Annotated in this window: 14 protein-coding genes and 1 riboswitch; of the genes, 5 read left to right on the forward strand and 9 right to left on the reverse strand. The window is 70.8% G+C overall.

Annotated features, from left to right (window positions below; genetic code table 11):
* Window positions 1–23 precede the first annotated feature (23 nt).
* From AB8O64_RS05490 to AB8O64_RS05520, 7 genes are all read right to left on the reverse strand, one after another.
* Window positions 24–758 carry an urease accessory protein UreF gene (locus AB8O64_RS05490; protein WP_370418134.1) on the reverse strand — a complete coding sequence of 245 codons (735 nt, stop codon included), beginning with the start codon at window positions 756–758 and terminating at the stop codon, window positions 24–26.
* Window positions 759–760: 2 nt separating this feature from the next.
* Entirely contained in the window at window positions 761–2,482 is a 1,722-nt protein-coding gene (locus AB8O64_RS05495; RefSeq protein ID WP_370418135.1) for an urease subunit alpha, read from the reverse strand.
* Window positions 2,475–2,786: an urease subunit beta gene (locus tag AB8O64_RS05500; protein WP_370418136.1), complete on the reverse strand. Its 312-nt coding sequence runs from the start codon at window positions 2,784–2,786 to the stop codon at window positions 2,475–2,477. Before AB8O64_RS05500 ends, AB8O64_RS05495 begins: the two co-directional genes overlap by 8 nt.
* 17 nt (window positions 2,787–2,803) lie before the next feature.
* The gene (locus AB8O64_RS05505) at window positions 2,804–3,106 is read right to left on the reverse strand and encodes an urease subunit gamma (RefSeq protein ID WP_130876556.1); all 303 of its coding nucleotides are present in this window, start codon (window positions 3,104–3,106) and stop codon (window positions 2,804–2,806) included.
* A 197-nt stretch (window positions 3,107–3,303) separates the two neighbouring features.
* Window positions 3,304–3,603 (reverse strand): type II toxin-antitoxin system Phd/YefM family antitoxin, encoded by a 300-nt coding sequence (locus AB8O64_RS05510; RefSeq protein ID WP_356458465.1) that lies wholly within the window; start codon window positions 3,601–3,603, stop codon window positions 3,304–3,306.
* A gap of 175 nt (window positions 3,604–3,778) precedes the next feature.
* The gene (locus AB8O64_RS05515; protein ID WP_370418137.1) at window positions 3,779–5,053 is read right to left on the reverse strand and encodes a phosphatase PAP2 family protein; all 1,275 of its coding nucleotides are present in this window, start codon (window positions 5,051–5,053) and stop codon (window positions 3,779–3,781) included.
* 298 nt (window positions 5,054–5,351) lie between these two features.
* Window positions 5,352–6,101 carry a dienelactone hydrolase family protein gene (locus AB8O64_RS05520; protein ID WP_370418138.1) on the reverse strand — a complete coding sequence of 250 codons (750 nt, stop codon included), beginning with the start codon at window positions 6,099–6,101 and terminating at the stop codon, window positions 5,352–5,354.
* A 199-nt stretch (window positions 6,102–6,300) separates the two neighbouring features.
* On the opposite strand from AB8O64_RS05520, the gene AB8O64_RS05525 reads away from it, so the two are divergent.
* The 3 genes from AB8O64_RS05525 (at window position 6,301) to AB8O64_RS05535 (ending at window position 8,231) form a co-directional block, all read left to right on the forward strand.
* The gene (locus AB8O64_RS05525) at window positions 6,301–6,936 is read left to right on the forward strand and encodes an ATP-dependent Clp protease proteolytic subunit (protein WP_370418139.1); all 636 of its coding nucleotides are present in this window, start codon (window positions 6,301–6,303) and stop codon (window positions 6,934–6,936) included.
* 6 nt (window positions 6,937–6,942) lie between these two features.
* The gene (locus AB8O64_RS05530; protein WP_362215410.1) at window positions 6,943–7,251 is read left to right on the forward strand and encodes a hypothetical protein; all 309 of its coding nucleotides are present in this window, start codon (window positions 6,943–6,945) and stop codon (window positions 7,249–7,251) included.
* A 309-nt stretch (window positions 7,252–7,560) separates the two neighbouring features.
* Window positions 7,561–7,757: riboswitch (cyclic di-AMP (ydaO/yuaA leader) on the forward strand.
* A gap of 3 nt (window positions 7,758–7,760) precedes the next feature.
* On the forward strand, window positions 7,761–8,231 hold the full coding sequence (locus AB8O64_RS05535; protein ID WP_356458458.1) for a C40 family peptidase: 471 nt from the start codon (window positions 7,761–7,763) through the stop codon (window positions 8,229–8,231).
* Window positions 8,232–8,589: 358 nt separating this feature from the next.
* Here AB8O64_RS05535 and AB8O64_RS05540 read toward each other — a convergent pair whose 3' ends face one another.
* A complete protein-coding gene (locus AB8O64_RS05540; RefSeq protein ID WP_130876563.1) occupies window positions 8,590–9,018 on the reverse strand; it encodes an ATP-binding protein in 429 nt (142 codons plus the stop codon).
* Window positions 9,019–9,283: 265 nt separating this feature from the next.
* Here AB8O64_RS05540 and AB8O64_RS05545 point away from each other — a divergent pair, with 265 nt between their 5' ends.
* Together AB8O64_RS05545 and AB8O64_RS05550 are read left to right on the forward strand one after the other, a co-directional pair.
* Window positions 9,284–10,162 carry a helix-turn-helix domain-containing protein gene (locus AB8O64_RS05545; protein WP_370418140.1) on the forward strand — a complete coding sequence of 293 codons (879 nt, stop codon included), beginning with the start codon at window positions 9,284–9,286 and terminating at the stop codon, window positions 10,160–10,162.
* A gap of 9 nt (window positions 10,163–10,171) precedes the next feature.
* On the forward strand, window positions 10,172–10,447 hold the full coding sequence (locus AB8O64_RS05550; RefSeq protein ID WP_370418141.1) for a DUF397 domain-containing protein: 276 nt from the start codon (window positions 10,172–10,174) through the stop codon (window positions 10,445–10,447).
* A 3-nt stretch (window positions 10,448–10,450) separates the two neighbouring features.
* Here AB8O64_RS05550 and AB8O64_RS05555 read toward each other — a convergent pair whose 3' ends face one another.
* Window positions 10,451–11,620: an 8-amino-7-oxononanoate synthase gene (locus AB8O64_RS05555; RefSeq protein WP_370418142.1), complete on the reverse strand. Its 1,170-nt coding sequence runs from the start codon at window positions 11,618–11,620 to the stop codon at window positions 10,451–10,453.
* Between the last annotated feature and the right edge of the window lie 132 nt (window positions 11,621–11,752).

Genomic DNA, 11,752 nt, shown 5'->3' on the forward strand with positions numbered 1-11,752 from the left:
GTCCGGGGCGGAGCCCCGGTTGCTCACGAGGCGAACAGCCGCACGGGCCACGCCGCATGCTGCTCGGCCGTGATGTCGAGCAACGGCGCGGCCGGGGCCGGGAGCGCGTCGAGACCCTCGTACGCGGCGCGCCGCGCCGCCCCCGCGGCCTCGTGCGCGACCCGGTCGAGGGCGGGCGCGAGCCCGGCCAGGACGGCGGTCGCGTCGAAGGGGTCCAGGCTCAGCAGCCGCACGGCCGCCGTGGCCGGTCCGCTGATCGCTTCGTACCCGGCGGCGTACGCGGCGTCCAGCGGGGCGAGCCCGGCCGCGCGGGCGGCGAGGCCGAGCACCACGGGCTGGTGGGCGCCACGCGGCCGGGCGGCGGCGAGGGCGTCGAGGCCGGGCGACGGCCAGGCCGCCCGTGCGGCCCGCATCATCTGACGGCCGAGCCTGCGCGCGGCGGCACGCAGGGCGGGCGAGGGGGTGCGGGCGTCGGCCGCGTCGTCCAGGTCGAGCGGATCGAGCCCGGCCGTCGCGGCGGCGGCCAGCCCGGCCGCGGTGAGCCCGGCGGTGTGCAGCCGCCCCCGGCAGAACACCTCCAGCGTGGCCGCGTCGCGGATCCGCCCGGCCTTGACGGCCGCCTCGGCCCCGCCGGAGTGCGCGTGCCCCCCGGCGGGGAACCGTCCGTCGGCGAGGACGAGCAGGGCGGCGCGGGCGGCGGGCGGTCCCGGGCCGTCCGGCGTCCCCCCGGCACCCGGGGCACAGGTATCGGTGTCCATGGTCAGAAGAGGAAGTACCGCTGGGCCATCGGCAGTTCCGCCGCGGGCCGCGGGTCGACGGGGTCGCCGTCGATGGTGACGGTGAAGGTGTCGGGGTCGACTTCGACGTGCGGGCGGGCGTCGTTGTTGCGCATGTCGGCCTTGCCGACGCCCCGGGTGTCCCGGATCGGGACGAACCTCTTGCCGAGGTCCAGCCGTTCGGGGAGACCGTCGTCGAGGGCCCACTGGGTGACGAAGTTCAGCGAGTTGGCGGCGGGGGCGCGGCCCGTCGCGCCGAACATGGGGCGCGGCAGGACGGGCTGCGGGGTGGGGATGGAGGCGTTGGCGTCGCCCATCTGCGCGTAGGCGATCTGGCCGCCCTTGATGACGAGCTGCGGCTTGACGCCGAAGAACGCCGGGTCCCACAGCACGAGGTCGGCGAGCTTCCCGGTCTCGACGGAGCCGATCTCGTGGTCGAGCCCTTGGGCCACGGCCGGGTTGATCGTGTATTTGGCGACGTAGCGGCGGGCCCGCGCGTTGTCGGCCGGTCCGTCGCCGGGCAGGGCGCCGCGCCGCTTCTTCATCACGTGCGCGGTCTGCCAGGTACGCAGCACGACCTCGCCGATGCGTCCCATGGCCTGGGAGTCGGAGGAGATGATCGAGATCGCGCCCAGGTCGTGCAGGAAGTCCTCGGCGGCGATGGTGCCGGGCCGGATGCGGGACTCGGCGAAGGCCAGGTCCTCGGGGACGGCGGGGTTGAGGTGGTGGCAGACCATCAGCATGTCGAGGTGTTCCTCGACGGTGTTGACGGTGTGCGGCCGGGTGGGGTTGGTGGAGCTGGGCAGGACGTTGGGCTCGGAGACCACGGTGATGATGTCGGGTGCGTGGCCGCCGCCCGCGCCCTCGGTGTGGTAGGCGTGGATGGAGCGCCCGGCGATGGCGGCGAGGGTGTCGCCGACGAAGCCGGCCTCATTGAGCGTGTCGGTGTGGATGGCGAGTTGGGCGCCGCTCTCCTGGCAGACGCTCAGACAGGCGTCGATGGCGGCGGGGGTCGCGCCCCAGTCCTCGTGGATCTTGAAGCCGACGGCGCCGGCGCGCAGTTGGGCGCGCATGGAGTCGTAGCTGACGGTGTTGCCCTTGCCGAGCAGACCGATGTTGACGGGGTACCCCTCCATCGCCTCGAACATCCGGGCGAGGTGCCAGGAGCCGGGGGTGATGGTGGTGGCCTTGCTGCCCTCGGCCGGGCCGGTCCCGCCGCCGAGGAGCGTGGTGACGCCGGAGGCGAGGGCCGCGTCCACCGACTGCGGGCAGATGAAGTGGACGTGGGCGTCGATGGCGCCGGCGGTGAGGATCTTGCCGTTGCCCGCGATGATCTCGGTCTCGGGGCCGATGACGAGGTCGGGGTGGACGCCGTCCATGGTGTCGGGGTTGCCGGCCTTGCCGATGCCGGTGATCCGGCCGTCGCGCAGCCCGATGTCGGCCTTGACGACGCCCCAGTGGTCGAGGACGACCGCACCGGTGATGACGGTGTCGGGGGCTCCCTCGGCGCGGGTGACGCGGGACTGGCCCATGGACTCACGGATGACTTTGCCGCCGCCGAAGACCGCCTCGTCGCCGGCGTGGCCCGGGCCGCCGGAGCGGTCCTCCTCGATCTCGACGAGGAGGTCGGTGTCGGCGAGCCGGATGCGGTCACCGGTGGTCGGCCCGAAGAGGTCGGCGTAGGCGACGCGGCTGAGTTCAGACATCGAGGGGGCCTCCGCACTCGCCGCGCAGACCCTCGACGATGCGCTTGCCGCCGATCGGGACGAGGCCGACCTCGACGGGGATGCCCGGCTCGAAGCGCACGGCGGTGCCGGCGGCGATGTCGAGGCGCTTGCCGTGGGCGGCTGCCCGGTCGAAGTCCAGGCCCGGGTTGGCCTCGGCGAAGTGGTAATGCGATCCCACCTGCACGGGCCGGTCGGCGGCGTTGAGGACGGTGAGGCGGGTGAGGGGGGAGCCCTGGTTGAGGCGTACGGGCTCGGCGGCGTGCAGGATCTCTCCGGGAATCATCCGCGCGTCTCCCCCGGTCATCCGATGGGCTCGTGGACGGTGACGAGCTTCGTACCGTCGGGGAAGGTAGCCTCGACCTGGACGTCGTGGATCATCTCGGGGATGCCGCTCATGACCTCGTCGCGGGTGAGCACCTTGCGTCCGGAGGACATCAGCTCGGCCACGGTACGGCCGTCCCTGGCGCCTTCGAGGATGTGCGCGGTGATCAGCGCGACCGCTTCGGGGTGGTTGAGGAGCAGCCCGCGCGCCCTCCGCCGCTCGGCCACGTCGGCGGCCACATGGATGAGCAGGCGTTCCTGTTCATGCGGGGAAAGTTGCATGCGTCCCACCTCACTGACGAACCAGGACCTCCGTACCGAACACGGTGGAGGCACACCTGAGTTCTACACACTGTTGACCTGGGGTTCTTCTCCCGAAGGCCTGGGATTGCAGATTAGGGCGCAAGCTTTTCCAACGCGTTAACTGACTCTTTGCAAAGCCGTGGCCAGAGGTCGCCGGTGGTGGGCCGCCGGCTCTCTCAGTACCGCGGCGGCGCGTCGGGCCCCCGATGCTCGGCGGCGAGGCCGAACCGGCCCCGGTCCTCGGCCACGGACGGCAGGGTGCGCATGGTGGAGACCGTGCTGATCACCTGCTCCTCGGCCCCGGCCTCCGCCCCGGCCTCGCTCTCTTCGAGGCGTTGCAGGTCAGCGGCGGACACCAGGGCGACCAGCGGCTTCCCGTGGCGCGTGACGACCACCCGCTCGCCGCCGTAGACCACGCGGTTGATCAGCTCCGCCAGCTCGGCGCGGGCTTGCGTCACAGGAATTTCGTAGGCCATGCCACCAGCTTAATTGTCTGCCCCGATGTCCGCGGGATCCCTGAAAAGCGGGGAATCACCAGGTCAGAGGCTTCGGGGGGCACTCGCCCGGTAAAGCCCGGACGCCGCGGGACCGGCTGAGCGCTTCCCGGCCGGGGCCGGGAAGCGCTCAGCCGACGAGGTGATGCCCCATGACTCACACGAGTTCGGGCTGCGGTTCCGGTTGCCGCACCGGCATGGCCTTCGGTTCCCACATCTTGGTGGTCCGCAGGTAGCCGTAGATCACCGAGACCATCGCCAGAACGATCAGCGGTCCGAACACCCACGGATATTCGGCCATCTCCATCGACAGATAGCGGTACGACACCAGGAGCGCGGCGAAGACCGTGGTGCCGTAGACGACCAGCTGGATTCCCGCCCGGTCCCAGCCGCGGTCGAGTGCGCGCAGTGCCGCCTCGATCTTGAACGCGAACACCACGCCGGCCACGATGTCCGCGCCGTAGTGGTAACCGAATCCCAGCGTCGCGCCGAGCGTGGCGATCAGCCAGAAGGTGCCCGCGTACCGCAGAATTCGCGGGCCGGAGCGGGAATGGATGAAGATCGTAGTGGCCCACGCCGTGTGCAGGCTGGGCATGCAGTTGCGCGGAGTGATCTCGTCGAACGGCATCTGGTGCGGGGCGGTGATCGGCGGCGGCGTGTTCGGCCACAGATCGGCCACCGCCCAGTGCCCGCCGTCGGCGCCGTAGGCGAAGATCGGTCCGACCACCGGGAAGATCATGTAGATGGCCGGCCCGAGAAGGCCGATCACCAAAAAGGTGCGCACCAGATGGTGACCCGGGAAGCGACGCTCGGCCGCCACATGACGCAGCTGGTACAGCGCGACGATGACCGCGGCCACCGCGAGCTGGATGTAGACGTAGTCGAGGACGTGCTCACCGACCGTGCCGGTGGCCTCGACGATCCGGCCTGCCAGCCACGACGGATTGCCCAGCGCGTGATCGGCGGTCGCCACGTACTGGTCGAGCACCTGCGGGCGCGTCTTCGACGTGATGAGCAGCCAGGTATCGCCGGTCTTACGGCCGGCCACCAGCAGCAGACCCAGCCCGACGCCCTTCAGCAGCAGGACCCGCTCCCGGCCGGTGCGGCGTGTGACAGCGATGACGGCGCAGGCCAGAATCACCCACAACGCGCCGTTGCCGAACATCATCTTGGCGTCGACCGCCCACCGCACCAAAAAGAAGGCGATGTCGATACCGACCGCGACGCCGGCCGCGATGAACCGCTCCCGCCAGGTGAGCACCACCATCATCAACGCCATGCTGGCGTACAGCAGCGGCCCGGACTTGGGGGCGAGGATCACCTCTTTCGCCTGGTTGGTCATCGGGCCCGGCAGGCCGTAGCCCCGTGCGGCGATCTCCAGCGCGATGAGGAATCCGAGGCCCACCACAACCACCGTGGCCCACAGGATCACCCGTGGTTGACGCCACGCGACGGACGCGAGTCTGCGGTTTATTCGTGAGAAAAACCGTGATGCTATAGATATCAATTGTTTGGCCGATTTGTTAGACGTTAGCTAAATAAAGCGACCCTTCGCGCCGGATTCCATGATTTTCCGGTGAAGGACGGGCGATGACGGCAATCGTCGTGAGCTCGAACATGCTATCGGAGCAGTGTGGAGCGGCTCCGCCGGTCACCACCCCCCGACGGGCACCGCGTCGCGATCAAGGATTCGACCGGTGTGCGGGACGAGAACTCCGCAGACGTGAGACTCAGCCGGTGACCAAGGTGCGGTCGAGGAGGGGAAGCAGGCGGTCCCAGTGGCGCCGCAGTGCGGAGGGGTCGAACGCGTCGGTGTCGGACATGGTGAAACCGTGGATGGTGCCGGGGTAGATCTCGGTGGTGTAGCCGACTCCTGAGGCATCCAGCGCCTGGTTGAGCTCGCTGAGGGTCTCGGGCGTCATGTCGTTCTCGGCGAGACCGAGGTGGACCTCGGCGGCGAGCTCGGGGATGGCGCGGTGCGGGCTGTCGGGCGCGTCGGTGACCAGGAAGCCGGGGTGGAATCCGGCGACGGCGGCCACCCGGTCGGGGTGGGCCGTCGCGGTGCGCATCGCCAGGGCGGCGCCCAGGCAGTAGCCGATCGCGGCGACCGGCCCGTCGCCGACCTCGGGCTGGGCGGTGAGGAATCCGAGGTAGGCGTCGGCGTCGCGCAGGACACGCTCGGTGGTGTGCGCCTCGACCAAGGGCACCAGCTCGGCGAAGACCGCGGGCCGGACCGCTTCTCCGATGTGCGCGGGAAGTTCGATCACCGGCGCCGGGCCGTGCCGGTAGTAGAGGTTGGGGACGAGCACGTAGTAACCGTGCCCGGCCAGCTCGCGGGCCATCTCCTCCAGCACGGGCCGCACGCCGAAGGCGTCCGGGTACAGCAGCACCCCCGGGTGCCGCCCGTCCCGGTCGGGGAAAGCGGCGAAAGCGTCGGCTTGGCCGTCCGCGGTGGGAATCTGCAGAGACTTGGTGGGCATGGCGGATCATCCTTCCTTGCTCCGACGCCCGCGCACAAGGGTTGAGGTCAACGACAGGCCAGGGCCCGCCGGCCCCCGCCCGCCCTCACGCCCAGAGCGAAACCGCGTCCGATCCGTTGCCGCGCCGAGCCCCGCTGCGCCATGCTCACCACAACGATCTGTACGTCCTGTACATTTTTCACGGACGAGGAGTGCCACCATGCACCGACCCACGGCCCGCTATGTCCTGCCCGAGTTCACGGAGCGCACGAGCACCGGCGCCCGCACGACGGACCCGTACTCCAAGCTGCTGTCCGAGCGCATCGTCTTTCTGGGCACGCAGATCGACGACACCTGTGCCAGCGATGTGATCGCGCAGTTCATGTACCTCGAACACGCGGATCCCGAGCGGGACATCTCCCTCTACATCAATTCCCCCGGCGGCTCCTTCTCCGCCATGTGCGCCATCTACGACACGATGCGCTACATCGGCTGCGACGTGGAGACGATCTGCCTGGGCCAGGCCGCCTCGTCCGCCGCCGTGCTGCTCACCGCCGGCACCCCGGGCAAGCGACTGGCGCTGCCGAACGCGCGCGTCCTCATCCACCAGCCCTCCCTCGGCGAACCGGTCCAGGGTCAGCTCTCCGATCTGGAGATCCAGGCGGGGGAGATGTCGCGCAGGCGGGACACGCTGACGGGGATGCTCGTGCGGCACACGGGGCAGAGCGTGGAGCGGGTCGCCCGGGACATCGAGCGGGACACCGTCTTCGACGCCGAGACCGCGGTGGCGTACGGGCTGGTCGACCGGCTCACCTCGAGCCGCAAGGGCCCGGGCGCGCCGCTCGGCGCGAGGTGAGCGGCGATGTGGCCGCCCCAACTGCCACCCCTGCCCGCCCTGACCCGCGCCGAGGGCGAGTTGGTGGACCGGTATCTGGAAGTACTGGATCTCCTGGGCCGGATCAACCCGGCCCGCGCGCATGACACGTACGCCGGGCTACGGGCGGCGCAGGCTCTCGTGGTCGCGGCGACGGGGCTGCGCGACGCGTTGACGCTCATGCACGAGCGAGGCGAACGCGAGGTGCACATCGGAACACTCACACGGGCGATGCTGGTCCTGGACGGGGAGCGGCGGGCCGCACGGGTCACCATGCCGCCGAACACGCCGGGCTGATGAGCCCGGACGCGCGCCGGAACGACCGGCCGGGCGACACCTCAACGCGATCTCCCGCAGACAGCGGACCCTGCGTAGACATCGCGCAGTGATCGATCCGAGCCGCGCGCGTACGAGGCGATCGCGGAGATCAACTCGCCGCAGGTGAACGGCTCAACAGGGTTGAGCGGTGGGCGCCAAACCGTCCGGTGTCCACCCGAACATGCCAGAGGTGACCAGGCTCACATATCACCGGATCCTCTCGGAATCCGTGCCGCGGCTGCGCCAAGATCCAGGCGACGACAAGACCCCGCCACCGCGGCGGGGCGGTCCGGGCGGACGCCGAATCCTGCCGCCGCCCGGATGACTGGTCGACACGAGTGCATCGGCAGGAGTGGAGGACCCGAGTACGGCGGGACGACCGGCACCACTGGTCGTCCCTTGGGGTGAAGCCGCCTCGGCGGCCGGGCATCTTCGCCTGCCCGAACCCGACAGGTCATCCTTCATAGGCGGCAGACGAAGGGTTGCGTATGGCCGCGCACAAACGACCAACGAAGTTCTCCAGGGCCAAGGCCGCCTCGGCCCTCACCCTCGCAGCCGTCGGCGCCTCGGTGCTGGTGCCCGGCGGTTCGCCCGACGCCGAGGCCGCGAACGTCTCCACCCTCGCCCTGCGGATAGCGGAATCGAAGCAGGGCGCTCCCTACCAGTGGGGCGCGACAGGACCGTACAGCTTCGACTGCTCGGGGCTGACGCAGTACTCGTACAAGCGGGTCGGTAAAAAGCTGCCCCGCACCGCCGCCGCCCAGTACAACCGCGTCCGCCATGTCCCCGGCTCCGCCCGCCAACGCGGGGACCTGGTGTTCTTCCACTCCGCCGGCGGCGTCTATCACGTGGGCATCTACGTCGGGAACGGCAGGATCCTGCACGCTCCCAAGACCGGCGCGGTCGTCCGCCACGAGCGGATCTGGACCAGAAGCGTCAGCTACGGCCGCGTGAACTGAAAGCGCCGGCGGTGGCGTGCCACGAAGGCCGCCCCCGCCACCGTCCTCGCCTCCCTGTGCGCCGACGCGGCAACGGGTGTGTTCCCACCCGCCGCCGGCGGACACGACTGTGGTGCCGCGGCCCCTCGTTCGCGACGCGGGGCCGCCGGCCCCGACCGGGCACACGGTCGCCTTCACCGGCAGCGATCCGGAACGGGTAAGGGCGCGCCTGCCCGCCGGTGACCTGCCCGAGCCGCTCGACCCGCCTTGTCCGCGAACACCGTGCGATCACGGTGGCCGCCCCTGGGCCGGGTGGTGGACCCCTCGGCCTCCTCACGGCCACGGGGCCCACCGCCCGGCCCACAGCCGCGCGGGGTGATCAGGGCACGGGCACGGTCCAGGGCAGACAGATCCAGACCGTCTTGCCGCCGTCGGCGGTCGGGGTGACCGACAGTCTGCCGCCGCGCTCGGCGGTCAGACAGCGGATGATGACCATGCCGCGGCCGTTGTCCTGCTGGACGGCGGCGGGCAGCCTTCTCGGATAGCGGGGGTGACTGTCCGTGACGCCGATGCGCAGCTGCTCCTCCCGGTCGAGCCGGACGTCCACGGTGAAGGTGGGCGACTGGCCGCGGGTGTGCTGCACGGCGTTGGTGGCGAGTTCGGAGACGATCAGCCGAACCGTGTCGGCGTCCTCGGTGCCGTCCGCCAGCCCCCATTCCGCCAGTACACGCGCGACATAGCGGCGCGCGTCGGACACCGAGGCGGGGGCGCTCGGCAGGGTTACGGTTGCTTCCTGGTGATCCGCCATGGCGCTGTCCCTTTCCTACCGAGGCCGGACTCCGACGCGTGAGCCAAGGAACTGACGCGGTGACGCCGGGAGCGATCTCGGACGGCTCTTCGTCACAGAGTGCCACCGTCGGCGTCCGAGAGTGAGCGATCCACCGGAAAATGCATATATCTGTCGCTCGAAGCGGTGAACTCTGCCGGGAGCGACCACATTTGGGTGGCGCACTCGTCTATTGACACTGACGTATGGATGTGGACGTGTTCACCTTGGTCGAAAGGGAATACCCATGCGCTACGGACCCGCGGTGCGTCGCCGCAAGCTCGGCGCGGAGCTGCGCCGCCAGCGTGAACTGGCCGAGCTGACCAGCCGGGAGGCGGCCTGCGCGGTGGGCTGGCACCAGTCGAAGGTGAGCCGGATCGAGACGGGCTGCAGTGGCGTGAAGCCCTCGGACGTCGCCCTGTTGCTGGATGCCTACCAGGTGACCGACCCGGAACTGCGCGCACTGCTGGGGGCGCTGTGCGGCGCGGGGTCGGCGGATCCGGGTGAGGGCGCGGGGGCCCGGCGGGGCTGGTGGTACGCCTACCGCGACCGACTGCCGCCCGCCTACCTCGACTTCATCAGCCTGGAGTCCGAGGCCTCCCACCTGCGCACCCTGGAGACCACGGTGGTGCCGGGGCTGTTGCAGACGCCGGAGTACGCGCGCGCGGTGACCCGCGCGGCGCTGAACGACCCACCTCCGGAGCAGGTCGAGGAGTTGGTGCGGGTGCGGATGGCCCGTCAGTCGGTACTGCGGGGCGAGCGTCCGCTGGAGTTGTGCGCGGTGCTGGACGAGGCGGTACTGCGTCATGAGGTCGGCGGGCGCGAGGTGATGGCGGGGCAGTTACGGCACCTGGTGACCACGGGACACATGAAGCATGTGCGACTGCATGTGCTCCCGTTCTCCGCAGGCAGTCATATCGGCATCACAGGCCCTTTCGTTATTTTCTCATTTCCGCGCATTGCAGATCTGGATGTGGTGGTTCTCGACCACTTGACGAGTAGCCTCTATCTGGAGCGGAAAGAAGACCTCCGGGCGTACGGTTCCGCTTTCGCCACCCTGCGCACCCGCGCCCTCTCGCACGAGAACTCGTTGGACTACATCGCCGGGCTCCATGACGGCGCGTGAGGAGGCACCATGCCCGCAATGCCTCGCTATGTCCCTTCCCTCTCTGCTCTGCGTGCCGCGACATGGCGGCGCAGCAGCTACAGCACCGGAATGAACAACTGCGTCGAGACGGCCCCGCTCGGTCCGGACCTGCTGGCCGTACGGGACTCCAAGCGCACGGCCGGCCCCGTCCTGTCGTTCTCGCCCGCCGCGTGGTCCTCGTTCGTGGGAGACCTCCGCGGCGGTGGCCTCGGCCGCCGCCGCGGGGCCGAAGTGTCCGATGGGGCCACTGCCACCAGGAGTTGAGCGTCAGGCGGTCGGCGCGGTCCGCAGGACCGTGTCGGCCGCCTCCTCGATCTGCCGGTCCGTGAGGTCCGCGCGCGCCGTCAGCCGCAGCCGCGAGATGCCGTCGGGCACGGACGGGGGACGGAAGCAGCCGACCGCGAGCCCGGCGGTACGGCAGTCGGCCGCCCATCGCACGGCGGCCTCCGGGGAGGGGGCCCGGACGGACACCACCGCCGCGTCGGGCCGTACCGCCGTCAGCCCCGCCGCCGTCACCCTGCGGTGCAGCTCGGTGGCGACGTGGCGCACCCGGGCCGCGCGCCCCGGTTCGCGGCGCAGCACCTCGAGGCTCGCGAGCGCGCCGCCCACCGCCGCCGGGGCGAGCCCGGTGTCGAAGATGAACGTCCGCGCGTGGCTGACGAGGTGCCGGATGACGCGGGCGGGGCCGAGCACCGCGCCCCCCTGGCTGCCCAGCGACTTCGACAGGGTGACCGTGGCGACGACGTCCGCGTCCCCCGCCAGACCCGCCGCGTGCACCGCGCCCCGGCCGCCTTCGCCGAGGACGCCGAGTCCGTGCGCGTCGTCCACCAGCAGCGCCGCGCCGTGCTCCCGGCACGCCTCGGCGAGCGCGGCCAGCGGTGCGGCGTCGCCGTCCACGGAGAAGACGGAGTCGGTGACGGCGAGGGCCCGGCCCTCGTGCGCCCCCAGCGTCTTGCGGACCGCTTCCGCGTCGGCGTGCGGGACGACGGCGGTCTCGGCGCGGGCGAGCCGGCAGCCGTCGATGAGCGAGGCGTGATTGCCGGCGTCGGAGACGACGAGGGGGACCGAAGGGGACACACCGGATGAAATCGGCGGGCCGCACAGGGCGGTGACCGCGGCGAGGTTCGCTGCGTACCCCGAGGAGAAGACGAGCGCCGCCTCGAATCCGCAGAACTCGGCGAGGCTCTCCTCCAGCCGGGCGTGCAGGGCGGTGGTGCCGGTGACCAGCCGGGAGCCGGTGGCCCCCGCGCCCCAGCGGCGAGCCGCGTCGGCGGCGGCCTCGGTGACCTCGGGGTGACGGGTGAGGCCCAGGTAGTCGTTCCCGGCCAGATCGAGGAGCGGCGAGTCGGCCGACCGCGGCCGTAGGGTCCGTACGAGCCCGGCGGCCAGTCGCCGCTCGTGCTCCGCGTCGATCCAGTCGAACGGATCCTGGGGCATCGGCCGTCCTTCACGTTCTGTGGGGTTTGCATAGAACGTAGCCGCCGGGGGCCCTGGTCAGGGTGTGGCAATACACACACATGAATCGGCCCCCGTTGTGCGATCTCTACCTTGGCCGGGAGTGCTGCCGTA

Origin of the sequence: Streptomyces sp. QH1-20, assembly GCF_041283565.1 — a bacterium.
GTDB classification, from domain to species: Bacteria; Actinomycetota; Actinomycetes; order Streptomycetales; family Streptomycetaceae; genus Streptomyces; species Streptomyces syringius.

Bases quoted from the DNA above. Each gene is read 5' to 3' on its own strand.
- AB8O64_RS05490 (WP_370418134.1), bottom strand. From the start codon at position 758: ATGGACACCGATACCTGTGCCCCGGGTGCCGGGGGGACGCCGGACGGC.
- AB8O64_RS05495 (WP_370418135.1), bottom strand. From the start codon at position 2,482: ATGTCTGAACTCAGCCGCGTCGCCTACGCCGACCTCTTCGGGCCGACC.
- AB8O64_RS05500 (WP_370418136.1), bottom strand. From the start codon at position 2,786: ATGATTCCCGGAGAGATCCTGCACGCCGCCGAGCCCGTACGCCTCAAC.
- AB8O64_RS05505 (WP_130876556.1), bottom strand. From the start codon at position 3,106: ATGCAACTTTCCCCGCATGAACAGGAACGCCTGCTCATCCATGTGGCC.
- AB8O64_RS05510 (WP_356458465.1), bottom strand. From the start codon at position 3,603: ATGGCCTACGAAATTCCTGTGACGCAAGCCCGCGCCGAGCTGGCGGAG.
- AB8O64_RS05520 (WP_370418138.1), bottom strand. From the start codon at position 6,101: ATGCCCACCAAGTCTCTGCAGATTCCCACCGCGGACGGCCAAGCCGAC.
- AB8O64_RS05525 (WP_370418139.1), top strand. From the start codon at position 6,301: ATGCACCGACCCACGGCCCGCTATGTCCTGCCCGAGTTCACGGAGCGC.
- AB8O64_RS05530 (WP_362215410.1), top strand. From the start codon at position 6,943: ATGTGGCCGCCCCAACTGCCACCCCTGCCCGCCCTGACCCGCGCCGAG.
- AB8O64_RS05535 (WP_356458458.1), top strand. From the start codon at position 7,761: ATGGCCGCGCACAAACGACCAACGAAGTTCTCCAGGGCCAAGGCCGCC.
- AB8O64_RS05540 (WP_130876563.1), bottom strand. From the start codon at position 9,018: ATGGCGGATCACCAGGAAGCAACCGTAACCCTGCCGAGCGCCCCCGCC.
- AB8O64_RS05545 (WP_370418140.1), top strand. From the start codon at position 9,284: ATGCGCTACGGACCCGCGGTGCGTCGCCGCAAGCTCGGCGCGGAGCTG.
- AB8O64_RS05550 (WP_370418141.1), top strand. From the start codon at position 10,172: ATGCCCGCAATGCCTCGCTATGTCCCTTCCCTCTCTGCTCTGCGTGCC.
- AB8O64_RS05555 (WP_370418142.1), bottom strand. From the start codon at position 11,620: ATGCCCCAGGATCCGTTCGACTGGATCGACGCGGAGCACGAGCGGCGA.